The organism is Micromonospora sp. L32 (assembly GCF_052068055.1).
GTDB classification, from domain to species: Bacteria; Actinomycetota; Actinomycetes; order Mycobacteriales; family Micromonosporaceae; genus Micromonospora; species Micromonospora purpureochromogenes.
This window is the reverse complement of the sequence record NZ_JBQHDD010000002.1, coordinates 406,268-428,214: the sequence shown is the minus strand read 5'-3', so window position 1 is coordinate 428,214 and position 21,947 is coordinate 406,268. Positions and strand designations below refer to the sequence as shown.

Below are 21,947 nucleotides of genomic sequence, written 5' to 3'. Positions count from 1 at the left end.
GATGCGTCTCGCCCGATCCGTCCCCTCGCCGCAAAAACCACGAGAGGGGATTCCCGCGAATTTGACGGCCCGGCCGACGCAAGCTATCCAGCACCATTACCGGCGGTGGATCATCACCCGGGCCGGCGCCGGAAATCACTCTCCGTACGCGTCCTCGCCGCCCTGGCCGTGACCCCGGTGCTCCGGCTCGCCGTCGCCCGGTACGCCGTACCGGTGGGGTCGCCGGCGCGGGCCGGCTGCGACGGCTGCGGCGCGCCGATCGGGCTCGGGTGCCCGGGGCTCGGCCCGACGGCCCGGTGTCCGCCCTGCGGGGCCCGGATCGGCGCGCCGCCGGGCACCGTCGAACTGGCCGCCGTCGCGGCCCTGGCGGTGCTGGTCCTCACCGAGGCGACCCTCGCCGAGCGGGCCGCGCTCGCCTGGTGGCTCGGCTGGGCGGTGCCGCTGGCGCTGGTGGACCTGGCCGTGCACCGGCTGCCCGACCGGCTCACCTGGTCGGCCGCGGCGGGCACGGCCACGCTGCTCGCGGTGGCCGCGCTGACCGGCCCCGGGCCCGCCCCGTGGCTGCGCGCCCTGGCCGCCGGGGCCGCGCTGGGGCTGGCCTTCGCCGCCAGCACGCTGCTGCTCGGCCGGCGCGGCTTCGGCCTCGGCGACGCGAAACTGGCGCTGAGCGTGGGCATGCTGCTCGGCTGGTACGGCTGGCCGGTGCTGGTCGCCGGGCTGCTGCTCACCTTCGCCCTCTCGGCGGTGGTCAGCCTCGCGCTGCTGCTGGCCCGCCGGGTCAGCTGGTCGAGCCACCTCCCCTTCGGCCCCTTCCTGATCCTCGGTACCTGCGCCGCCCTCCTCCTCCCCACCTGACCCACCCACCCCCGGCCCGCCGACCTACTCGGTGATCAAGAGGTTTGCGTCAGGGAGAGCCCTTTCCCGAGACGCAAACTTCTTGATCACCGGCGGTCCGGTCGAGCGCGCGCGTCGGCCGAGCTGCCCGTCGGTCGAGCCAGCCGCCCGCTGGCCGAGAGCCGGCGATCGGCCAACCATGGTCGGGCCGGTGGCGCGGGCGGCCGGGTGGGGTCAGGGGTGATCGGCGGTGGCGGGGAGTCGGTCCGGGTGGGTGGTGCGGCGGGCCAGCAGGTCGGCGACGGGGCGGGCGATCAGCGGCGTGCCGGCCAGCGCCACCAGGGCGCCGAGGAACAGGCCGGCGGCCACGTCGTGCGGGTAGTGCACGCCGACGAAGACCCGGGAGAGCGCGGCCAACAGCGCCAGCGGCACGGCGACCAGCCCCAGCCGGCGGGAGAGCAGCAGGGTGCCCGCGGCGAGCGCGCCGGCGATCGTGGCGTGGTTGCTCGGGAAGGACCAGTCGCCGACCGGCGGGCAGTGCCCGGCCACCACGGTCGCGGCTCCCCGGCAGGGCCGTGCCTGGTCGAAGACCGTCTTCAGCGCCTCGCTGCACGCGTACGCGAGGACCACGGTGACCGGCGCGACCAGCGCGACCGCCTGGTCCCACGGCTTACCGCGCAGCAGCCGGGGCGCAGCGGCCAACAGGAACAGCGCGCCGAGCAGCAGGATCGCCGCTTCGGTGAAGTGCACCGCGAACCACTGCACCGGCGTCGGGGTGGCGTGAGCCACCTCGGTGATCTCCCGGTACCACTCCACGCTGATGTCGGGAACGTCCGTCGTGCCGGCCTGCACCATGCCTCACCTCACCAAATGTTCATACCCCGTTTACCTTGGGCAGACGGTACGAATCACGGAGGCGGCCGGCACCGTGCGATGGTGAGGGTTTGGCCCTGACCTTCGTCTCAGCGACTTCACAGCCCCGGGCCGATTGGGCCGCCCCGGACCACGGGTAACGGGAGTTCCGTGCGTAGTGACGAGAACTGGCTGGTGCGGCGTACCGCGGCCGACAGCGACCGGCTCGGCGAGACCGAGTCGGTCTTCGCGCTCAGCAACGGCTGGGTGGGCTGGCGCGGCACGCTGGACGAGGGCGAGCCGTACGGGATGCCCGGCAGCTACCTCAACGGCTTCCACGAGCAGCGCGAACTCAGCTACCCGGAGGACGGGTACGCCTTCCCGCAGCGCAGCGACACCGTGGTCAGCGCGCCCAACGCCGCCCTGATCCGGCTCTGGGTGGGCGGTGACGCGCTGGACCTGCGCACCGGGACGCTGCGCGCCCACGAGCGGGTGCTCGACCTGCGCGCCGGCGTGGTACGCCGGGACACCGAGTGGATCTCGCCGGGCGGGCACGGGGTCCGCGTCCGCAGCACCCGGCTGGTGTCGCTGCCCCGGCACCCGATCGCCGCCGTCCGCTACGAGGTCGAGCCGCTGGGCGACGCGCCGGTCGAACTCCGGCTCTGCTCGGACGTGCAGGCCAACGAGCGGGTACCGGAGCGCCCCGACGACCCCCGGGCCGCCTCGGTGATCCGCGACCCGCTGAACGCCGAGGCCCACCGCTGCGACGGCGGCTCCGGCGTGCTGGTGCACCGCACCGACCGCAGCGCCCAGCGGGTCGCCGTCGCGGTCACCCACGAGTCCGAGATCCCGGAGGGCTTCGCCACCTCCGACGACTGCACCGCCGACCGCCTCCGGATGTGCGTCGAGGGCCGGCTGCGCCCCGGCCAGCGGCTGCGGATCACCAAGTACGCCGCGCACGAGTGCACGCCCGTCGACGGCATGGCGGCGAACGAACTGGCCGACCTGGTCGTCGCCGAGGCCGACGCCGCCCGGGAGTACGGCTTCGACGCCCTCCTCGCCGACCAGCGGACCGCGCTCGACGGGCACTGGCAGACCGCCGACGTGGAACTCGACGGCGACCCCGAGCTCCAGCAGGCCATCCGGTTCGCCGTCTTCCACCTGCTGCAGGCCAGCCGGGCCGAGGGCGACCGGACCATTCCGGCGAAGGGGCTGACCGGCAACGGCTACGACGGGCACGTCCTCTGGGACACCGAGGGCTACGTGCTGCCGGTGCTGACGTACCTGGCGCCGGAGGTGACCCGGTCGGCGCTGCGCTGGCGGCACGCCCACCTGCCCGAGGCCCGAGAGCGCGCCGCCGAGCTGCGGCTGCCGGGCGCGACCTTCCCGTGGCGGACCATCAGCGGCCGGGAGTGCTCCGGCTACTGGCCCGCCGGCACCGCCGCCCTGCACGTCAACGCCGACATCGCCGACGCGGTGCTGCGCTACGTCGCGGCCACCGGGGACGACGACCTGCTCGCCGGGGTCGGGCTGGAGCTGCTGGTCGCCACGGCCCGGCTCTGGCACGGCTTCGGGCACTGGTCGGACGAGGGCGCCTTCCACATCACCGGCGTCACCGGCCCGGACGAGTACGCCGCCCTGGTCGACGACAACCTCTTCACCAACGTGATGGCCCGGCGCAACCTGCTCGGCGCCGCCGACGCCGCCGAACGGCACCCCGGGCGCGCCGAGGAACTGGGCGTCAGCCCGGCCGAGGTCGCCGGCTGGCGGGCCGCCGCCGACGCGGTCCACCTCCCGTACGACCGCAAGCGGGGCGTGCACCAGCAGGCGGCCGGCTTCACGGAGCAGCCCGAGTGGGACTTCGCCGCGCTGACCGAGGACGACTACCCGCTGCTGCTGCACTTCCCCTACCTGGAGCTCTACCGCAAGCAGGTGGTCAAGCAGGCCGACCTGGTGCTGGCCATGCAGCGTTGCCCCGGCGAGTTCACCGCCGAGGAGAAGCGGCGGAACTTCGCCTACTACCAGGCCCGGACCGTCCGCGACTCGTCGCTCTCGGCCGCCTCCCAGGCGGTGCTCGCCGCCGAGATCGGGCACCTGGACCTGGCGTACGACCTGTTCGCCGAGGCGGCGCTGCACGACCTGGCGGACCTGGGCGACAAGACCAGCGACGGGCTGCACCTGGCCGCGCTGGCCGGCGCCTGGACGGCGGTGGTGGAGGGCTTCGGCGGGCTGCGCGACCAGCGGGGCGAGCTGTCCTTCGACCCCCGGCTGCCGGCCCGGCTCGACCGGCTGGCCTTCGGCCTGCACTGGCGCGGGCAGCGGCTGCGGGTCACCCTCACCCGGAACGAGGCCCGCTACGAGGTGCCCGACGCCGCCCCGGAGGTCGAGGTCACGCTCCGGCACGCCGGAGAGCCGGTGACCGTCACCGGTCAGACGGGGGTGACCCGGCCCATGCCGCCGGTGCCGGACCCGGGCCCCGAGCCGCCCTCCCCGGCCGGCCGGCGTCCGGCCCGCCGCTCGGCCGGCTAGGGTGGCGCGGGTGCCCGCACTCCAGCGCCTGACGCCCGACCACGCTCCCGCGCTGCTGGAGTTCGAGCGGGCGAACCGGGCGTACTTCGCCCGTAGCGTGCCCGACCGGGGTGACGACTACTTCGCGCGGTTCGACGCCCGGCACGCGGCACTGCTCGCCGAGCAGGAGACCGGCCGCTGCCACTTCCACCTCCTGGTCGACGACGACGGTGAGGTGCTGGGCCGGTTCAACCTGGTCGACGTCGCTGACGGCGCGGCCGACCTGGGCTACCGGGTCGCCGAACGGGCCGCCGGGCGCGGCCTGGCCACCGCCGGTGTACGGCAGGTGTGCGACCTGGCCCGCGACGCGTACGGGCTGATCCGGCTGACCGCCTCGGCGACGCTGGACAACGCCGGCTCGCTGGCGGTGCTGCGCCGGGCCGGTTTCACGCCGGTCGGTGAGGTGCTGCTCGACGGCCAGCCCGGGCTGCGTCACGTCAGGGAACTGGCCGGCTGACCCCGTTCGCCATCCGCTCCCGCACCGCCTCCAGCGCCTCGAAGGCGTACGCCCAGTTGTGGCACTTGAAGCTGCGCAGCCCCTCGACCGGGGTGTGGCAGTCGACGCAGTGCACCCCGGCGATCCCGTCCGGCACCTCGGTGTTGACGTACTTGCGGTCGCCGAGGATGACGGTGGCGATCATCGCCTTGTCGTGCACGCCCTTCAGCGCCGAGGAGATGATGTCCAACCAGGTCTGCCGGCGGCCGCACTTCGGACAGTCCGGCTCGTCACCGCTGACCCAGAGCGGCGCCCCGATGCTCGCCGGCGGCATCCCGAGCAGCTTCTCGATCCGGCGCACGTCGTGTTCCGGGGTGACCCACCGGTGCCGTCCGGGCAGCGCCGCGGGCGAGTCGTACACGGCTCGGAACAGGACCGGATCGACCTCGACGGTCTCCCGCTGACGGGTCATCGCGTACCTCCTCGGCGACGGTCGTGCCCCCGTCGTACGGCAGCCGCCGGCGCACTGCAGCCAGATCACCGACACGACTGGTCAGCGTAGCGCTCGCGGGCGGAAACCCTCCCCGTTCGGACACCTGTCGGCGGGCCGCCCGGCCTGGTGTGATTCCTGGTGGGCGCTGTCGGCCACGTCCTCCGGCCCGGCGCCCGGCGCACCGGGGAGGCGTGCGCCGGCGACCTCGTCGGACCCTTCGCGGGGGCGCGACACGCCTGGAGGAAACAGGGGGGTGTGCCCTCCGGGCCGCGTGCGACGTGGTCCGGAGGGCACGCGTACGTCAGCCGGGCAGCCCCGCCGCTCCCCGGCGCACCGCCTCGCCGGCCAGCCGGGAGCGGCGCCGCTCGTCGTTGGTGACCAGCCCGAACTTGTCGTACAGGTTGGTCAGGTGCTTCTTCACGGCGCTCTCGCTGACGCCGAGTGCGGTGGCCAGCGCCCGCACGGTGGGCGGCTCGGGGAAGGCGGTGCCGCCCTCGACGTACGGGCGGCAGAGCACCTCGACCAACTCCTGTTCCCGCCGGGTCAGCGCCGGGGGCGCCGGCGGCGGTTCGACGCCCACCGTCCGGGTGCCGGTGAGTTCCGCCGGCGCGCGGAACAGCAGCCGGGCCGGGCCGATCTCCACCCGGTCGCCGTCGCGCAGCAGCCGGGCCTCCCGCACCGCGGCGCCGTTGACGGTGGTGCCGTTGGTGCTGCCCAGGTCGCGGATCGTCCAGCCGGACGGGAACCGTTCCACCAGGGCGTGCAGCCGGGAGACCAGTTTGCTGTCGATGGGCAGCTCGTTGCCGGGCGCCCGGCCGATGGTCAACGCGTCGGTGGTCAGCGGCACCAGCCGGACCGCGCCCACCCCGTGGACCTCGAGGTATCCGGCGGTCACCGGTCGCACCAGGGCTCGGTGGTCGCGGTGGTGGCCACCTTCGACCGGTCGGCGGTGACCGTCGCCGTCGCCGTGGTGCACCGCCCCGCCGACGGGTACGGCTCGGTCCACAGCTCGTACGGCTGCCCGACCGCGCGCTGCCGTGCGGTCGTGGGCCGGTCGGCGCGTACCCCCAGGTCGACGGTCCAGGTGCCGCCGCCGGTGGCCGCGTTGTCCCGGTACTGCTTCCACACCCAGACGTACGCCATCGTGGCCCGGCAGCTCGGCGACCAGTACTGCTTGACGGAGATCGCCCGCAGCCCGCCCGCGTGCCCGTACGCGGACGCGCCGACCTGGTAGGCGTCGGCGTAGCAGGGGCCGGGCGGCGCGTCGTCCCGGCTGGCGGACCGGGGTCGGCCGGTGCCGACGACCGGGGTGGCGAGCCGCCGGCCGTCCACGGTCAGCTCGAGCGACGCCCGGATCGGCCCGGCGGCGCGTAGGACGGCGACCAGCCGCACCGCGCACCGGTCGCCCGGCGCGAGCGGTCGGGTGGTGCACCCGTCCGCGACGATCCGCAGCTCGCTCCGGGACGGCCCGGTCAGCGTCAACCCGGTCAACCGCACCGGCCGGTCCGCGCGGTTGCCGACCGCCACCACCTGCTCGGGCGACTCGGCGTTGAGTTCCAGCTCGCCGAAGGGCACCTGGGCCGGCAGCTCCACCGGGGCGGGCGTGGGCAGCGCCCGCGACCCGCCGGCGGCCAGCACCGTCGCCAGGGCGACGAGCAGCCCGAGCGAGCGGGTCAGCGCGTGCCGGCGTACCCGTGACGGCCGGCGCGTGACGGTGGCCGACAGCGCCAGGGCGGCCCGGCGGCGGTCGGAAAGCGACAGGGGCGTGGCCTCGTCGGCGGGATGCGGCGGCCACGGCCCGGCGGGGTCACCACCCGGGCCGCCGAGGACGAACGGGCTCATCGGCAGGCCCGCCGCCACCTGCGCCGCCCGCAGCTCCTCGGCGAACGCGGCGGCCGTCGCGGGCCGCCGCGCCGGATCCTTGGCCAGCGCGCGCTCCAACGCCGCGCACACCCCGTCGGGTACGCCGAGCGCGCGCAGGTCCGGCACCGGGTCGACGGCGATCCGGCGCAGCAGCGAGTCCACCGACTCGCCGTCGTCGGGCGCGAAGGGCGGGGCGCCGCGGATCCAGTGCAGCACGGTCGAGGCGAGCGCGTAGACGTCGGCGGCCACCGATGGGGGCTCGCCGCGCAGCACCTCCGGCGCGGCGTGCAGCACGCTCGCGGTCACCCTCCCGTCCGTGCCGGTCGGGCGGGCCGAGCGGGGCCGGGCCTGCCCGAAGTCGGCCAGCTTCGGCTCGCCGTACCCGGAGATCAGGATGTTCTCGGGTTTGACGTCGCGGTGCAGCACGCCCGCGCGGTGCGCGGTCTCCAGCGCACCGGCCACCGCGATGCCCCCGGTGACCGCCTCGCGCCAGTCGCCGGCCGCGCCGCCGCGCAGCCGGTCACCCAGCGAGCCGCCCTCCTCGTACGCCATCAGGAGGTACGGGTTGCCGGCGGCGGTGCGGCCGGCCTGGTGCAGCGTGACGATGTGCGGGTGGTCGGAGAGCCGGCCCAGCATCCGCAGCTCCCGCTCGAAGCGGGCGCGGGACGGGCCGTGCCAGTCGGCGGCGAGCACCTTGACCGCCACCCAGCGGGCGAAGTCGGGCTGCCAGGCCCGGTAGACGACGCCGAAGCCGCCCCGCCCCACCTCGACGGCGTCGGTGCAGCCGTCGATTCCGAGGGTGGTGCCCGGGCCGTGCGTCACCGACTGCTCGCTGTGGACCATCGCCGCTGAATGCTACCGATGGGTCGCCAGCGCGGTGTCGGCCGTTCGCACTGCAGGACACTTCCCGTGGTGGGGCGCCCTCGCTGCGGTGCGGGACGCCCGGACGGGCCCGCCGGCTGTCTCCGGCGGGCCGCGTCGTGGATCAGCGGTCAGCAGACGGTGCTGGTCGAACCACCCGTGCTGTTGAGGTAGCCCGTCACGTGGGTGCAGTACGACGCCGTGTTGGCGGGCGCGCCCCACAGCTCGGCGCGGGTGGTGTCGCTCAGCCGGCCCACGCCGTAGTCGGTGCCGCTGTCCGACTCGTTGATCACGTGGACGTAGAGGTCCCAGTTGGAGTGGGTGTTGCGGTACTGCTCCCAGACGTAGATGTAGGCGTAGTTGTAGCCGCAGCCGTAGTACTGCTTGACCGAGGCCGCCTGCATGCCACCGACGGTGAGCACCCGGGTGGTGCCGATCTGGCGGACGCTGGCGCAGCTCGACGGCGTGCTGGCCAGCGCCGGCGACGCGTCGACCAGCGCGACGGCGCCGGCGGCGAGGATCGCGCCCGTGGCGGCGAGGGAACGGCGGAGGATCGACATGTCAGCCCTGCTCTCTCTGGTGATCTTTCCCCGCTGAGAAAACCAGGGTCCGGGCGCCGCCGACAGGTGACGAAGCGGCGACCATTTCCTCCCCTCACGGCGCGTAACGCCCGGAGCGTCCACATCGCCTGTTGCTCGGAAGCATCGGTGATCTTGCCTGCGGCCCGATCACCGAGGTGCTCGGATCAGGAGCACCGTCAGCTTCGAACAGGGAGTTGCATGCGCATCCTCCACAGACGATCCGGCGCGGCTCTCGCGCTGGTCGCCCTCTCCACCACCCTCGGCTCGGTGGCCGTCGCGAGCCCCGCGTCGGCCGCCCCGGAGCGGGCGGACCTCACGGTCGGCCTCACCGTCGACCGTTCGCGCATCCCCGTGCAGGGCGAGGCCGTCAAGACGGACATCACAGTCGCAAACGCGGGGGTCGCGACCGGGGACGGCATCACCGTGACGGTCGACCTTCCGGCCAACGCGTACGTCGGCGGCGAGGGGCCGCTGGGGGGCAGCTGGCAGTGCTCGGCGCTGAGCCCCCGGTTGGTCTGCACCCACGCGGCCCTGGCCCCGGGGCAGACCGCTGACCCGTTCAACTTCTTCATCCAGTTCCGGCCAGGCACCGACGGCCAGACGGGGGACATCACCGCCACGGTCACCACGACCAGCCGGGAGTCGAGCACCCGGAACAACTCGGCCACCCGGACGGTGACCTACGACGCCACCGTCTCCTACCCCGACCTCTACGTGACCGGCGTGTCCCAGATCCCCGGCTACGAGGTGATCGAGGGGGACTGGGTCAAGCACCCGATGCATGTCGCCAACGCCGGCACCCGGACGGCGGAGGACGTCCACGTCCGGGTGGTCGCCCAGGCCGGGCTCCTCTGGGGCGTCGGCGACCAGTCCGACCCGTCCTGGCAGTGCACCACCGTCGTCGAGCGACAGGAGTGGGAGTGCGTGACCGGCCCGCTGGCGCCGGGGGAGCAGACCAAGGTGCTCTCCTTCAGCGGCCAGGTCCCGCCCGGCGGGCAGCCCGGTGACCCGCTGCCGGTGACCGTCACCGTCTCCACCAGCACGCCCGACGAGGACCAGTGGGGCAACGTGCACGAGGGCGGCTACGTGTACGGCACCCCGGCGTACCTCACCGGGCGGGTCTGGCTGGACGCGGACGCCGACGGCCAGCGCGACGCCGACGAGGGCGCGGCGCCGACCGGCGAGCTCAGCCTGTCGGTGCAGCCGGTCGACAGCTTCGCGCGCAGCGTCACGGTGAACGCCGACGGCACCTACCGGCTGGCGCTGCACGACGGGCAGTACCAACTGCTGGCGGGTCTGACTCCGACCACCCACCGGTTCACCACCCCGGACGCCGGCGACGACGCCATCGACTCCGACGTCGTCCTCACCTATGACACGCCGGAGTGGCAGGAGGCCCAGTCCGAGCACGTCTTCCTGGCGCAGGGCGACGAGAAGGTCCTCGACATCGGCCTGGTCAACGTCGGCTGATCCGCGTATCACCCCGGGGCCCTGGCCGGCGCGCTCCGCGCCCGTTCAGGGCCCCGCTCTGCTTGACACGGAGCCGACACTCGGAGCCATGGACGACCGCTACCGGCAGTTGCCGCCCCGGATCGAGCCGCGCTACGAGACCCAGCCGGTGTCGGGGCCGCCGCCGCTGCCGGAGGTGGAGGAGACGGTCGGGCTGACGGCCGCCGGGCAGGTCCAGGACTTCTCGCGGTTCGCCGACGGGATGATCCGGTCCGGACCGACCCGGGGCAACGGGGCGCTGCTCGCGGTCCTGATCGTGCTGGCCGTGCTCGTCATCGTTTCCGCTCTCTGGCTCGGCTGAGCGGTGCCGTCGTCTCGGCCTGTCCGGTCTCGGGATCTGCGCGACATCTCGGTATCAGGATCTGCGACACCAGCTCTACGCACCTCTGACTGCCTTGGCGGGGACAATGGGACTCGACGAGGGGGGTCGGCGATGAGCGAGGACCGAGAAGGCGATGACCGGGCGGCGGACGAGGAGTTCAAAGCCCAGCGACACGACAGGTTCGGCAAACTGCCGCCCCGGGTCGAGCGGGAGGAGCAGGTCGAGACGAAAGACACCGAGCCTCCGCACGAGGAGCCGGAGGAGCCTCCGGTGCGCCGGGAGTGGGGGTAGGAGTGATAGCCGGAACCCGGCTACCCGAACTCCTGCGCTGGGTTCTCGTCAGGCGGTCAGCAGCCCGACGCCGAGGCTGATCACACCCGCGGTCAGGGAGAGCGCGCCGATCCACAGCACCCAGACGAGTCTGTTGGGTCCGGTGGCGTTCCTGCCGGCGGAAGAGGCGAAGAATCCGGCGGGCATCAGGATCGCGGCGACGGGCAATCCCAACCGGGCGATCCACAGCAAGGCGCCGGTGAGGCCCGTGGCGTCCGCATAGAGCAGGCCGACCAGGCTCAGGATCACCAGTACGCCGGCATGGCCGTGCCCGGCGCGCGCGAAGGACCGCTGGAAGTCGGTCATCGGCACGGCGCCCCGGGCGATTCGGGTCATGAACCAGCCGCCGACCTCGATGGTGACGATGGTGAGGAGAACCACCCCGGCGATCATGCGGGACTCGGTACTGAGGGCCATGGTCTGCACGGCGAACTCCTTTCCGATCAGCTTGACGAGGGGCTATCGGGCAACGGTCGCTGATCTTGCGACGCCGGAGCGCGGCAGGCGCAGGACGCGTCGGGCAACGGTGCTGTCGGCCGATCGGGCCACCCAGACAGCGATGGCGATGTAGAGGACCTGCTGTGGGATTCGCAGCCACAGCGGAGTCGGCTCGCCCCCGTTGAACGGCACATCGTTGACGGCGGCGTAGACGTTCGCCGGAAGCAGGAGCACATAGAGCGCGGCAAGGCTGATTCCGGCCGCCCAGCGGGTTGCGGTAAACACCAGGCCCGCGGCGCCCAGCAGCTCCAGCACGCCGGTCAGGTAGACCATCGCATCGGCGAACGGCACGACTGGCGGCACCATCCGGACCAGGTCGGCGTGGTTCGGCATCACCGTGACGCTCGGCGGCACGAAATGCGCGGACGCGGTGACGACGAGCATGACCGCCATCGCGTGTGCCGCGCTGGCCGCCCAGGTGGCGAACCGACGCACACCGAGCGCACCCAGTAGGCGGAAGCCCAGCAGGGCCATCACCAGAATCACTTCGAGCATGATCTTCTCTCTCAATGGATAGCGCAGCTATCTGCTTATGGATAGTGCTACTCTCCATCAGGGAAGAGGGGAAGTCAAGGGATGCGCATCGCGGAGCTGAGTCGGCAGTCAGGGGTTGCGGTACCGACGATCAAGTACTACCTGCGGGAGGGACTGTTGCCGCCCGGCGAGCTGACCAGCCCCAACCAGGCCAGCTACGACGAGCATCACCTGAATCGACTTCGCCTGATCCGAGCCATGATCGACCTGGCCCAGGTTCCCGTGGCCCGAGTCAGAGCCGTGCTGGAAGCGCTCGATTCCGACACCCTGTCCCTGCACGAAAGGATCGGGGTGGTGCACCGGGCCATCACCCCGAGTCGGCAACTGACCGCAGGCGACAGCGAACGCATGGCCGCCGCTGTGCAGGTGCGGGAACTCATCCAACGGCGAGGCTGGGCCGTCGAGCCGGACTCACCTGCGATCGCCACCCTGGTCGAAACCATCAGCGTCCTGCGATCACTCGGCCAGGATCACCTGGTCGACCTCCTGGACCCCTACGCGGAGGCGGTTGAGCGGTTCACCGAACTGGAGGTCGCCGCGGTCGCCTCCCGGACCGATCCCGACCAGGTCGCCGAGAGCGTGGTGATCGGAACCATCCTCGGCGAGAACCTCGTCGCGTCGCTGCGACTGTTGGCTCAGGAGAACATCTCGTCCCGGCGCCTGAAGTAGGCGGCTGGTCGGAACACGACACGAGGATGAGGGCTGACAGGCGCAGCGAGGAGGGGACTCGGGCGAATTACGGACGCCGGCACCCTCTGCGCAATGGTGCGAGTTGTGGGCCGCCAGGGACTCGAACCCTGAACCTATGGATTAAAAGTCCACAGCTCTGCCATTGAGCTAGCGGCCCCGAGCCCTCAGGCTACCGGACCTTGGCCGGCGAGGCCTTCCGGCTTCCGGCCGCCCGTCGATGCCCCGCGCACCCAGACGCCCACGCATGCCCCCGAGCCTCTCGACCATGGTCAACAGAAGGCGCGCCGGGCGAGGCTGACAGGCATGAGAACGATCGCCCTCGCCGCCGCCACCGGAGTCACCGGACTCATGGCGGGGCTCTTCTTCGCGTACTCGTGTTCGGTCATGCCGGGCCTGGCCGCGGTCGACGACCGGACCTTCGTCGGGACCATGCAGTCGATCAACCGGCGCATCCTCAACGGCTGGTTCCTGGCGGCCTTCCTCGGCGCGGTGCTGCTGATCGCCCTGGCGGTGGCGCTGCACCTCACCGCCGGCGGCCCGGTGCTGGCCTGGACGGTCGCGGCGCTGGTGCTCTACGGCGCGACGCTGCTGATCACCATGCGGTGCAACGTGCCGCTCAACGACCGGCTGGACGCGGCGGGGCCGGTGGACCGGATCGCCGACCTGGCGGCGGTGCGGGAGAGTTTCGAGGCGACCTGGGTGCGGTGGAATCTGGCCCGCACGGTCACCAACGTCGCCGCCTTCGCCTGCCTGGTGGCCGCGCTGGTGTCCCGGCGCGCCGGGTGATCGACTCCGGGTCGGCGAGGTGGCGGTGTCCGGGTGGGTGGGACGGCGCGATGTCGGCGACACGGAGTCGATCAACCGGGCGGGTCTGAAACGGCGGGAGTGGGGAATCGGGACGGGATGAGGATGAGCAGCACCCCGGCCGTGGCGGCGTCGAGCGAGGCGACCGGCCCGGACGGGGCACGGGCGCCGGGCGGTGAGGTGCACGCGTGGCAGCCCGGCCAGAACTCCACCGTCTGCGGGCTCCAGCTCAGCCGCACCCGGCTGCGCCGCTTCCCGCACGTGCCGTTCGACTACACCTCGACCGACGTGCTCACCGAGGCCGACCCGGTCGGCTCCATCTGCCCGCGCTGCCTGGCCGCCACCCAGGGCCGCCGCAAGCAGGAGAAGAGCTGGGTACGCCAGTCGCCCCGCCCCTGACCGGTGCGGGGTTGGAGTCCGGTTCAACGGGTACGGCAGCCGCATGCGGATCGTCATCGTGGGTGCCAGCGGCAACGTGGGGACCGCGCTGCTGCGCCGGCTGCGCCCGGAGTCGGGGCTGGAACTGGTCGGCGTGGCCCGGCGGCTGCCCGGCCCGGACGCCGGTGAGCCGTACGACCGGGTGGAGTGGCACTCCTGCGACATCGGGGCGCCGGGCGCGGACGGGAAGCTCGCCGCGCTCTTCGCCGGGGCCGACGCCGTCGTGCACCTGGCCTGGCAGATCCAGCCCAGCCACGACCAGCGCACGCTCTACCGGACCAACGTCGGCGGCAGCCGCGCGGTGATCGACGGCGTCGTCCGGGCCGGCGTTCCCAGCCTGGTGTACGCCTCGTCGATCGGCACGTACGCGCCCGGCCCGAAGGACCACCCGATCAGCGAGCGCTGGCCCGCGACCGGGGTACCCGGATCGTCGTACAGTCGGGACAAGGCCGAGGTGGAGGCGATGCTCGACCGCCTCGAGTCCGAGTATCCGACGCTGCGGGTGGTGCGGCTGCGGCCCGGGCTGATCTTCCAGCGCGACGCGGGCACCGAGATCGCCCGGTACTTCCTCGGGCCGCTCGCCCCGGTCCGGCTGCTGCGCTTCGGGCGCATCCCGGTCGTACCCGCGAACCGCCGGCTGCGGATGCAGGCGGTGCACGCGGACGACGTCGCCGACGCGTACGCCAGGGCGGTTCTGGGTGAGGCGCGCGGCGCCTTCAACGTCGCCGCGGACCCGGTGCTGACCCCGGAGCTGGTGGCCCGGCATTTCAAGGGCTGGACGATCCCGGTGGCCGCCCCGGTGCTGCGCGCCGCCGCCGCGCTGAGCTGGCGGTTCCGGCTGCAACCCGTCGACGGCGGTTGGGTGGAGCTGGCCCTGAACGCGCCGCTGATGTCCAGCGAGCGCGCCGAGACCGAACTCGGCTGGCACCCGAAGGTGGACGCCGTCGCCGCCCTGAAGGACCTCTTCGCCGGCATGGCCGCCCGCGCGGGCACCACCGCCCCACCCATGTCCACCGCCCCCGACCTGCCCGGCCGCCCCGCCGCCCTCCTCAAGTCCCGCCCCCCCGGCCACGGCAACCCCTACTGACCGGTCCTCCCACCCCGCCGCCGTCGATCATGAAGTTGTTGTCACGGCACGCCGGTGCGGCGGGCAACAACTTCATGATCGACGGGCGGGTCAGCTCAGGCGGGAGGAGGTGGTGGTGGGTGGGTGGGCGCCGAGGAAGAAGATGCCGGGGAGGCCCTGGGTCTCGAAGCCTTCGCTGGGGTTGCGGCGCAGGGTCGAGCGCTCGATCTTCATGGTGCCGGTGCGGTTGTTGCTGACGAAGAAGATCGCGCCGCCGCCCTCGTTGGCGTGGTTGTTCTCGATGAGGGTGCCGGCGATCCGCACGGTGAACGCGTTGCCGTCGCAGTAGATCGCGCCGCCGCTGCCGCCGCCGGGGGTGCCCGAACGGGCCGGGTTGGCGCCGCTGCCGACCGCCTTGTTGCCGGTGAAGACGCTGTTCAGCACCGTCCAGGAGACGCCGATGCTGCTCAGTGCCGCCCCGTTGGCGCAGACCCCGCCGGTGAAGGTGCTGTTCACCACGTACACCGGCTTGTTGTCGTACTGGCTGAGCACCCGCAGCGCCGCGCCGCCCAGGTCGGGGCCGGTCCGGTCGCAACGGTTGCCGGTGAAGCGGGAGTTGACCACCTTGACCCGGCCGCCGCGTACGAAGATCGCGCCGCCCCCGCCGCCCTCGGCCCGCTCGCCGGTGGAGTTGCCGTCGGCGAAGGTCAGGTTCTGCACGGTGAGCTGCGGGTGGTCCTGGTTCTGGCAGTGCGAGGTGGTGAAGCCCTGCGCAGGGTCGCAGGTGTTCATGTAGAGGATGCGCCGCTCGCCCCCGCCGGAGAGGGTGACCTTGCCGCCGCCGTCGAGCACGATCCGTGCGCCGGCCTTGTTGCGGACCTTGGCGGTGGCCTTCATCCGGATCGTCACCGGGTCGGGGCCGCAGTCGAAGGTGATGATCCCGCCCGCCGCGACCGCCCGCACCACCGCATCCGAGGTGCAGCTCGCCGGGGTACCCGTGCCCACCGTCCTGGTCGGACGGGAGGTGTCCACCGCCCGCGCCTCGGCCGGGACGGTGGCGCCGCCGTTCGGGTTCCCCGCCTTGAGCACCGCGCCGGTTGACGGGAACGGCTTTGGGGACGGGCTCTTTCCCGGCCCGCCCAGGCCGCTGTGGGCCGTCGGTCCACCCGACGGGCTCGCCGTCGGGGCGGTCGCCTTCACGGTGGACCCGGCGGCCGGGTCCGCGCCGTCCCCGTTCCCGCCGCAGGCGGGCAGGGTGGCGGTGGCGACACCGAGGGCGAGCAGGCAGACAAGGGATCTCACGCGCACCCGCCGATGCTAGAGGCGCGCGCAGTCCGCGGCGATTCCTCCGCCGAGGCTTAACCCACCGCTAAACCGCCCTCCGCCGGTCGATCCACTCGCCTCCCCGGCGGCGAGGCGGCAGGCTGCGCGCAGTTGTGTGCCGCAGTGCCCACGCGTTGATCCACGCGCTTTGCGGCGTGTCGCGGGGTCCCCGTTCCGGGAGAGCGCGACACGCCGCAAACGGAGTGGATCGAGCCCGTGACCCCGACCCGGGCATCTCCTGCTCCGTAAGCTGCGTGTCCGCCTCCGAGCGCATCCGGTGCTGCCGCCGCGGCGGGCCAGCAGCACGTTCGCCCCGGTGTACGCCAGCGCCCCGCCGGCCGCCCCGATCGCGGTCGGCATCAGTCCACCCTGCTCGTGCGCCTCGGCGATCAGCTCGAAGGAGACGGCGGAGAGCAGCACGCCGGCGCCGAACGCCATGATCGTGGCGATGACCCTGCGGGGCACCCGGCCGAAGTACCCGACGACCGCCCCGATCACCAGCGCGGAACCGGCCAGCAGACCCGAGGCCCCGCCTCCCACCAGCCCGGTATCAGAAGTCCGCGAAGAGGTAGGGAAGGGCGCGGGGGAAGAGGCGGCGGAGTTCGGCTGCGGCGTCCGGAGCGATCGAGCCCAGACCGCGGACGGCCACCTCGGCCGGGTCCAGGACCCCGTAGGCGAGCGCGGAGAGCCCGGCGGCGGTGAGGGTCGCCGACGGCGCCGGGCCGCCGGTGGTCAGCTCCAGGTGGCCGGTGGTGCCGTCGAGCAGGTGGGTGCCGGCCAGCCAGCGGTCGCCGACCAGCTCGACCCGGACCCGGCCCGGGCCGGCGGGGAGGCCGGCGAGCGCGTCCAGCGACAGCAGGCGGGCCATCGGGGCGGGTGACCCCGGGCGGGAGACCCGCGCCTCGACGTGTACGGCCAGGTCGGTCAGCCAGAGTTCGGGCAGCTCGTCGGCGGGGACCTGGAGCGTGATCCGGTCGACCTGGTCGACGTGCCGGGCGAGGAACTGCAACAGCAGCGCCCGGGCGTACGGGTCGGTGACGAGCAGGTCGTCGCCCTGCAGCTCGCCACCGTGGTCGTCGATGCGGTAGGTGAGCGCGCCCATCGTCGTACCGTCGATCCGGGCCGTGACCAGCCAGCGGTCGTCGCGGTCGCGCAGTCCGACGGCGCGGAACTCCGGGAAGATCGCGAAGCCGTGCCGCTCCCGAACGCAGCGTTCGGTGAAGGCCCGGTAGCCGGCGTAGCCGGCGCCGATCCGCTCCCAGGTCACCTCGCCGGGCAGTTCGGCCCGGAGCAGCGGGTCCAGGTCGGCGGGGGAGAACCGGGCGGTCCGCGCCCGGGGCAGCCCGACGTAGCCGAAGCGCTCGTAGAAGCCGGCCCGGAACGGGTACAGCGCGGTCAGCGGGTGCCCCTCGTCGCGCATCTCGTCGAGGAGCTGGTGCAGCAGCGCCCGGACGTGACCCCGCCGGCGGGCCAGCGGGTGGGTGGCCACCCCGGCCACGCCGGCCATCGGCAGCACCCGTCCGCGCAGGTTCTGCCGCATCGGGATGGCGCTCGCCGCCGCCTGTGTCTCGCCGCCCTCGTCGACGACGAGCGTCCGGTTGCCCTTGTTGTACGGCAGGTACCGGTGGAACGCCTCCACCCGTTCGCTGCTCAGCGGGGATGCCTCGAAGGCGTACGCCTGGAGCGGGAAGCTGGTGGTCAGGCGTTCCTCGGCGGCCAGGCGACGGATGAGCATTCGTCCATCCCAACCCGGCCGGCGGTCCGCCGCAACCCGATTGGTCCGGTTCAGCCCTCCGCCAGGTCGGAGACGACCACGGTGACGTTGTCCGGCGCGCCGGCCTGGTGGGCGAGTTTGACCAGCTGTTCGCCGCAGAGCTGGCGGTCGCCGTACGTGGTCAGCGCGGCGTGGATCGCCGCGTCCTCCACGTAGTCGGAGAGGCCGTCGCTGCACAGCAGCAACCGGTCGCCGACGAACATGGTCAGCACCCCGATCGCCGGTGGGGCGTCCGCGCCCTGCACGGCGCGGGTCACCAGGGACCGCTGCGGGTGGTGCCGGGCCTGGTCGGGGGAGAGCGCGCCCTGGTCGACCAGCGCCTGCACGAAGGTGTCGTCCCGGGTGAGCTGGGTCAGTTCGCCGTCGCGCAGCAGGTAGCAGCGGGAGTCGCCGACCTGGGCGAGGACCAGCGTGTCCCCGGCGAGCAGGCCGGTGGTCAGCGTCGTACCCATGCCGTCGCGCGTCGGATCGGCGGAGATGGCGGCGCGGATGCGTTGGTTGGCGGTGGCGACCACGGCGCGCAGCGCCTCGGCGGCCTCGTCGGCGACGGTCGGCGGGACCAGCTCGTCCAGGATGCGGATGACGATCTCGCTCGCCACCTCACCGGCGGGGAGCCCACCCATGCCGTCCGCGACCGCCACCAGGCGGTCACCGGCGAGGGCGGAGTCCTCGTTGTTGGTGCGGACCAGGCCGACGTCGTTGAGGATGGCCGAGCGGAGGATCAGCGTCATGCCACCAGCTTGCCAAGAACACCCTTGATCCGTCTCTACGCACTAGTGCGTAGGGTGGCAGAAATGATGCCGGTGTCCATGGTCGGACGCGCCGGCGAGCGTGCCGAGCTCGACCGGGCGTGGTCCACCGTGGTCGACGCGGGCCGTCCCTCGCCGGCCGTCACGGTGATCACCGGGGCGGCCGGGGTGGGCAAGAGTCTGCTGGTCGCGGCGGCGGTGGAGGGCTTCTCGCCCCGCCCGGCGGTGGTCCTGTCCGGCGCCGCGCGGCTGCACGACCCGGCCCCGTACGACTGGCTGGCGGCGGTGCTCAGCGGCCGCGACACCAGCGGTCTCGATCTGCCGCCGGACGCGCTGGCCTGGCTCGCCCAGCAGCCCACCGCGCCGCGCGAGCGCTACGCCCCCGGCACCCTGCTGCGGTTGGCCGTGCGGACCGTCCGGCGGCTGGTCGGCGCCGGCCCGGCGGTGCTGGTGGTGGAGGACCTGCACGCCCTCGACCCGGCCAGCCTCAACCTGGTCGGCGAGCTGGCCACCGCCGGTGACCTGCCGGCCCTGCTGGTGGTGGCGAGCCGTCCGCCGGCCGACGCGGTCGCGCCGGACCTCGCCGTCCGCGTCCTGTCCCGGCTCTGCGGGGTACGCGGCGCCGTGCGCCAGCACCTCGGCCCGCTCGGGGTGCCCGAGGTGGCCGAGGTGCTGACCCAGGTGTACGAGGGCACCCGCCCCACCGACCGGATCGCCACCGCCGTCTGGCGACGCACCGGCGGCAACCCGTACGCGCTCACCGAGCTGCTCGCCGCGCACGCCGGCCGGGGCCCGGAGGCGTTGGCCGAGCGGCCGCTGCCGGAGCACCTGCGGCCGCCGGCGCCCCGCCCGGCCGCCCCGCCCGACGCCGAGCTGACCGGCCGGGAGGTGGAGGTGCTCGGCTGCCTGGTCGCCGGGATGTCCAACAAGCAGGCGGCCCGCGCGCTCGGCATCTCGGTCCGCACGGTCACCGTGCACGTGTCGAATCTGCTCCGCAAGACGGGCTCCGCGTCGCGCACGGAGGCGGCGCTGTGGGCGGTGCGGCACCGCGTCCCGTCCCGCCCGCTGGGCTGAGCGGCCGGCTCCCGGCTCGTGGGCGGGCCGGTGGACGGGCGTGGCCTGCTGGTGGGCCGCCGCTAGGGTGGCCGCGACGACGGGGGGTGCGGTGAATGGCGGGACGGCTGCAACCGGTGCTGGCCGGCGTGGTGACCGCCCTGGTCGGCTTCGCCAGTTCGTTCACGGTGGTGCTGGCGGGGCTGCGGGCGGTCGGCGCCGACGAGGCCCAGGCCGCCTCCGGGCTGCTCGCGGTCAGCGTGGCGTCCGGGCTCTGCGCCCTCTGGCTGGGGCTGCGGCACCGGATGCCGATCGCGATCGCCTGGTCCACCCCGGGCGCGGCGCTGCTGGTCGCCACCGGCCCGGTCCCCGGCGGCTGGCCCGCGGCGGTCGGCGCGTTCCTGCTCTGCGGGGTGCTCATCGTCGCCGCGGGTCTCTTTCCCGTGCTCGGTCGGGCGGTCGCCGCGATCCCGGGCCCGGTAGCGGCGGCGATGCTGGCCGGGGTGCTGCTGCCACTCTGCACCGCCCCGGTGCGGGCGCTGGTCGAGGTGCCCCGGCTGGCCGTACCGGTGATCGTCACCTGGCTGGTGCTGCACCGGTTCGCCCGGCGCTGGGCCGTGCCGGCGGCGCTGGTGGTGGCCGCGGTGACGATCGCGCTCACCTCGCCGGCCGGGGGCGTCGGCGGGTTCCGGCCGGTGGTCGAGCTGACCGCGCCGGCGTTCACCGTGCCGGCGCTGGTCGGGCTGGCACTGCCGCTCTTCCTGGTCACCATGGCCGCCCAGAACGTCCCCGGTACGGCGGTGCTGCGCGGCTACGGCTACCAGCCCCCGCTGAACGCGGCGCTGCGGGTGACCGGGCTGGCCAGCGCGCTCGGCGCGCCCCTCGGCGGGCACGCGGTGAACCTCGCGGCGATCAGCGCCGCCCTGGCGGCCGGGCCGGACGCCCACCCGGACCCGGAGCGGCGCTGGATCGCCTCGGTCACCGCCGGCCTGGGGCTGGCGCTGCTCGGGCTGGGAGCGGGGGTGGCGACCGCGCTGGTGCTGCTCTCCCCGCCGGTGCTGATCGAGGCGGTGGCCGGGCTGGCGCTGCTCGGCGCGCTGGCCGCGGCGGTCGGCGCGGCGGTCGCCGAGCCGGAGAGCCGGGAGGCGGCCGTGGTGACCTTCGTGGTCACCGCTTCGGGGGTGAGCCTGCTCGGGGTGGCCGGCGCGTTCTGGGGCCTGCTCGCCGGCTGGCTGATGCTGCTGCTCTTCCGCCGGCGTGCCGCGTCGCCGCCGGCCGCCCCGGCCACGGTGTCGGCGCCCGCCCGCGCAGCGGAGAACGGATCGGGTCCGACCGGCTCGGCCGACACCGGCTCGGACGGGACCGGGTCTAATCCGGCCGCGCCGGCCGAGGCTACGAGGCGCTGACCGCAGGGCTCTGCCGGGGGCGGCGCATTTCCGGCCGCCGGAGCGTGGCGCCCGGGGTCTGCTGGCGTGTCGGGGCGGGGGCCGCCTCGGGGACCGAGTGCCTACCGAATTGGCTACCGACCTGATGACGTAGACGACTCACGGGGGGCGGACGCCGGAGACCGGCCTTGAGTCGTTCACGTCATCAGGTCGATAGCGCGTCGACCACACCTGTGGTGGTCGCGTCAGCCCGAGGCCCGGTCGGTCGGCACGTCCGCACATCACCGCGAGTGGCGGTCACTCCTCTGGGGGAAGGTCGCCGACGCCGACGGCGAGGCGTACCTGGCCGTCGGTGACGGCGGCGATCTGGTCGGCCAGCACGTAGACCGCGCCGGTGCGGGCCAGCTCGGTGGAGACCTTGAGGTAGCCGGTACGCAGCAGCCGGGCGGCGAGGTCGGCGGGCACGTCGGGCTCCTCCACCGCGGCCGCCTCGATCAGCTCGTCGAGGCTGCCGCCCGGGTCGGCGGTCGGCGCCTGCACGGTCACCGCGTTCGGGTCACCCCGCTGCACGAGGTCGACGGTGCCGACCTCGACGCCGGCCGTGTCGATGACCCGCATGCCGGTGGTGACCCGGGAGATGGCCGCGTGCTGCTCGGTGCCCTGCTGCTTCATTCCCGGGCGGTTCCCGGGCCGGCGCGCCGCTAAACGCCGCCGCTCGGCGGGGCCCAGGCGCTCGGCGGGCGCGGGGAGAGCTCCCGCCAGCCGTCGGTCCCCTCCAGCAGGGCCCGGACGGTCTCCTCGGCCTCCTCCGCGCTGCCGTACTCGTAGAACTGGGAGACGCCCTCCGCACCGCCGGCCCGCTGCTCGACGTGCCAGCGGTCGGCGTCCACCCGGAGGAAGACGTCCCGCCGGGCCAGCCGCCCCCATTTGCCGTTCCACCAGTGCTTGCGCTGTTCCATGGCGGGACTCTATCGAACATGTGTA

General features: G+C 73.7%; 24 protein-coding genes and 1 tRNA gene. 12 read left to right on the top strand and 13 right to left on the bottom strand.

The window, feature by feature from the left end:
- The first annotated feature begins 105 nt into the window (after window positions 1-105).
- Window positions 106-855 carry a prepilin peptidase gene (locus ACTMTB_RS06565; protein ID WP_441143244.1) on the top strand — a complete coding sequence of 250 codons (750 nt, stop codon included), beginning with the start codon at window positions 106-108 and terminating at the stop codon, window positions 853-855.
- 213 nt (window positions 856-1,068) lie between these two features.
- On the opposite strand, the gene ACTMTB_RS06560 is transcribed toward ACTMTB_RS06565, so the two are convergent.
- Window positions 1,069-1,689: a phosphatase PAP2 family protein gene (locus tag ACTMTB_RS06560; RefSeq protein WP_441143242.1), complete on the bottom strand. Its 621-nt coding sequence runs from the start codon at window positions 1,687-1,689 to the stop codon at window positions 1,069-1,071.
- A gap of 168 nt (window positions 1,690-1,857) precedes the next feature.
- Between ACTMTB_RS06560 and ACTMTB_RS06555 the strand changes: the two genes are divergently transcribed.
- Entirely contained in the window at window positions 1,858-4,215 is a 2,358-nt protein-coding gene (locus ACTMTB_RS06555) for a glycoside hydrolase family 65 protein (protein WP_441143240.1), read from the top strand.
- 10 nt (window positions 4,216-4,225) lie between these two features.
- On the top strand, window positions 4,226-4,711 hold the full coding sequence (locus ACTMTB_RS06550) for a GNAT family N-acetyltransferase (protein WP_441143238.1): 486 nt from the start codon (window positions 4,226-4,228) through the stop codon (window positions 4,709-4,711).
- Here ACTMTB_RS06550 and ACTMTB_RS06545 read toward each other — a convergent pair.
- The 4 genes from ACTMTB_RS06545 to ACTMTB_RS06530 all read right to left on the bottom strand — a co-directional run bounded on the left by ACTMTB_RS06545 (window position 4,692) and on the right by ACTMTB_RS06530 (window position 8,467).
- Window positions 4,692-5,162 (bottom strand): hypothetical protein, encoded by a 471-nt coding sequence (locus ACTMTB_RS06545; RefSeq protein WP_441143236.1) that lies wholly within the window; start codon window positions 5,160-5,162, stop codon window positions 4,692-4,694. The genes ACTMTB_RS06550 and ACTMTB_RS06545 overlap by 20 nt on opposite strands.
- Window positions 5,163-5,484: 322 nt before the next feature.
- Entirely contained in the window at window positions 5,485-6,078 is a 594-nt protein-coding gene (locus tag ACTMTB_RS06540) for an FHA domain-containing protein (RefSeq protein WP_218896036.1), read from the bottom strand.
- Window positions 6,075-7,889, bottom strand: coding sequence for a protein kinase domain-containing protein (locus tag ACTMTB_RS06535; protein WP_441143234.1), 1,815 nt, complete (start codon window positions 7,887-7,889; stop codon window positions 6,075-6,077). Before ACTMTB_RS06535 ends, ACTMTB_RS06540 begins: the two co-directional genes overlap by 4 nt.
- A gap of 149 nt (window positions 7,890-8,038) precedes the next feature.
- On the bottom strand, window positions 8,039-8,467 hold the full coding sequence (locus ACTMTB_RS06530; RefSeq protein ID WP_441143232.1) for a hypothetical protein: 429 nt from the start codon (window positions 8,465-8,467) through the stop codon (window positions 8,039-8,041).
- 219 nt (window positions 8,468-8,686) lie between these two features.
- Here ACTMTB_RS06530 and ACTMTB_RS06525 point away from each other — a divergent pair, with 219 nt between their 5' ends.
- The 3 genes from ACTMTB_RS06525 to ACTMTB_RS06515 all read left to right on the top strand — a co-directional run bounded on the left by ACTMTB_RS06525 (window position 8,687) and on the right by ACTMTB_RS06515 (window position 10,610).
- Window positions 8,687-9,958: an SdrD B-like domain-containing protein gene (locus ACTMTB_RS06525; protein WP_441143230.1), complete on the top strand. Its 1,272-nt coding sequence runs from the start codon at window positions 8,687-8,689 to the stop codon at window positions 9,956-9,958.
- Between the two features lie 88 nt (window positions 9,959-10,046).
- Window positions 10,047-10,298, top strand: coding sequence for a hypothetical protein (locus ACTMTB_RS06520; RefSeq protein ID WP_441143228.1), 252 nt, complete (start codon window positions 10,047-10,049; stop codon window positions 10,296-10,298).
- A gap of 132 nt (window positions 10,299-10,430) precedes the next feature.
- A complete protein-coding gene (locus tag ACTMTB_RS06515; RefSeq protein WP_441143226.1) occupies window positions 10,431-10,610 on the top strand; it encodes a hypothetical protein in 180 nt (59 codons plus the stop codon).
- Window positions 10,611-10,658: 48 nt separating this feature from the next.
- On the opposite strand, the gene ACTMTB_RS06510 is transcribed toward ACTMTB_RS06515, so the two are convergent.
- Entirely contained in the window at window positions 10,659-11,066 is a 408-nt protein-coding gene (locus tag ACTMTB_RS06510) for a hypothetical protein (RefSeq protein WP_441144005.1), read from the bottom strand.
- A 42-nt stretch (window positions 11,067-11,108) separates the two neighbouring features.
- The gene (locus ACTMTB_RS06505) at window positions 11,109-11,642 is read right to left on the bottom strand and encodes a DoxX family protein (protein ID WP_441143224.1); all 534 of its coding nucleotides are present in this window, start codon (window positions 11,640-11,642) and stop codon (window positions 11,109-11,111) included.
- An 81-nt stretch (window positions 11,643-11,723) separates the two neighbouring features.
- Between ACTMTB_RS06505 and ACTMTB_RS06500 the strand changes: the two genes are divergently transcribed.
- Window positions 11,724-12,350 (top strand): MerR family transcriptional regulator, encoded by a 627-nt coding sequence (locus tag ACTMTB_RS06500; protein WP_441143222.1) that lies wholly within the window; start codon window positions 11,724-11,726, stop codon window positions 12,348-12,350.
- 106 nt (window positions 12,351-12,456) lie between these two features.
- Here the strand turns inward: ACTMTB_RS06500 and ACTMTB_RS06495 are convergent.
- Window positions 12,457-12,528 (bottom strand) — tRNA-Lys (locus ACTMTB_RS06495).
- Between the two features lie 146 nt (window positions 12,529-12,674).
- Here ACTMTB_RS06495 and ACTMTB_RS06490 point away from each other — a divergent pair.
- From ACTMTB_RS06490 to ACTMTB_RS06480, 3 genes are all read left to right on the top strand, one after another.
- Window positions 12,675-13,157, top strand: coding sequence for an anthrone oxygenase family protein (locus ACTMTB_RS06490; RefSeq protein WP_441143220.1), 483 nt, complete (start codon window positions 12,675-12,677; stop codon window positions 13,155-13,157).
- 123 nt (window positions 13,158-13,280) lie between these two features.
- Window positions 13,281-13,574, top strand: coding sequence for a hypothetical protein (locus tag ACTMTB_RS06485; protein ID WP_441143218.1), 294 nt, complete (start codon window positions 13,281-13,283; stop codon window positions 13,572-13,574).
- A 43-nt stretch (window positions 13,575-13,617) separates the two neighbouring features.
- The gene (locus ACTMTB_RS06480) at window positions 13,618-14,700 is read left to right on the top strand and encodes an NAD-dependent epimerase/dehydratase family protein (protein ID WP_441143217.1); all 1,083 of its coding nucleotides are present in this window, start codon (window positions 13,618-13,620) and stop codon (window positions 14,698-14,700) included.
- Between the two features lie 90 nt (window positions 14,701-14,790).
- Here ACTMTB_RS06480 and ACTMTB_RS06475 read toward each other — a convergent pair whose 3' ends face one another.
- The 3 genes from ACTMTB_RS06475 to ACTMTB_RS06465 all read right to left on the bottom strand — a co-directional run bounded on the left by ACTMTB_RS06475 (window position 14,791) and on the right by ACTMTB_RS06465 (window position 18,507).
- A complete protein-coding gene (locus ACTMTB_RS06475) occupies window positions 14,791-15,987 on the bottom strand; it encodes a hypothetical protein (protein ID WP_441143215.1) in 1,197 nt (398 codons plus the stop codon).
- A 565-nt stretch (window positions 15,988-16,552) separates the two neighbouring features.
- Entirely contained in the window at window positions 16,553-17,737 is a 1,185-nt protein-coding gene (locus tag ACTMTB_RS06470; protein WP_441143213.1) for a GNAT family N-acetyltransferase, read from the bottom strand.
- Between the two features lie 50 nt (window positions 17,738-17,787).
- Complete coding sequence (locus ACTMTB_RS06465; RefSeq protein ID WP_441143211.1) at window positions 17,788-18,507, bottom strand: PP2C family protein-serine/threonine phosphatase; 720 nt, start codon at window positions 18,505-18,507, stop codon at window positions 17,788-17,790.
- 63 nt (window positions 18,508-18,570) lie between these two features.
- On the opposite strand from ACTMTB_RS06465, the gene ACTMTB_RS06460 reads away from it, so the two are divergent.
- Together ACTMTB_RS06460 and ACTMTB_RS06455 are read left to right on the top strand one after the other, a co-directional pair.
- Window positions 18,571-19,599 (top strand): LuxR C-terminal-related transcriptional regulator, encoded by a 1,029-nt coding sequence (locus ACTMTB_RS06460; protein ID WP_441143209.1) that lies wholly within the window; start codon window positions 18,571-18,573, stop codon window positions 19,597-19,599.
- Window positions 19,600-19,694: 95 nt separating this feature from the next.
- Window positions 19,695-20,984 carry a benzoate/H(+) symporter BenE family transporter gene (locus ACTMTB_RS06455; protein ID WP_441143207.1) on the top strand — a complete coding sequence of 430 codons (1,290 nt, stop codon included), beginning with the start codon at window positions 19,695-19,697 and terminating at the stop codon, window positions 20,982-20,984.
- Between the two features lie 276 nt (window positions 20,985-21,260).
- Here ACTMTB_RS06455 and ACTMTB_RS06450 read toward each other — a convergent pair whose 3' ends face one another.
- Complete coding sequence (locus tag ACTMTB_RS06450; RefSeq protein ID WP_441143205.1) at window positions 21,261-21,635, bottom strand: hypothetical protein; 375 nt, start codon at window positions 21,633-21,635, stop codon at window positions 21,261-21,263.
- Between the two features lie 29 nt (window positions 21,636-21,664).
- A complete protein-coding gene (locus ACTMTB_RS06445) occupies window positions 21,665-21,922 on the bottom strand; it encodes a hypothetical protein (RefSeq protein WP_334571193.1) in 258 nt (85 codons plus the stop codon).
- Window positions 21,923-21,947: the final 25 nt, after the last annotated feature.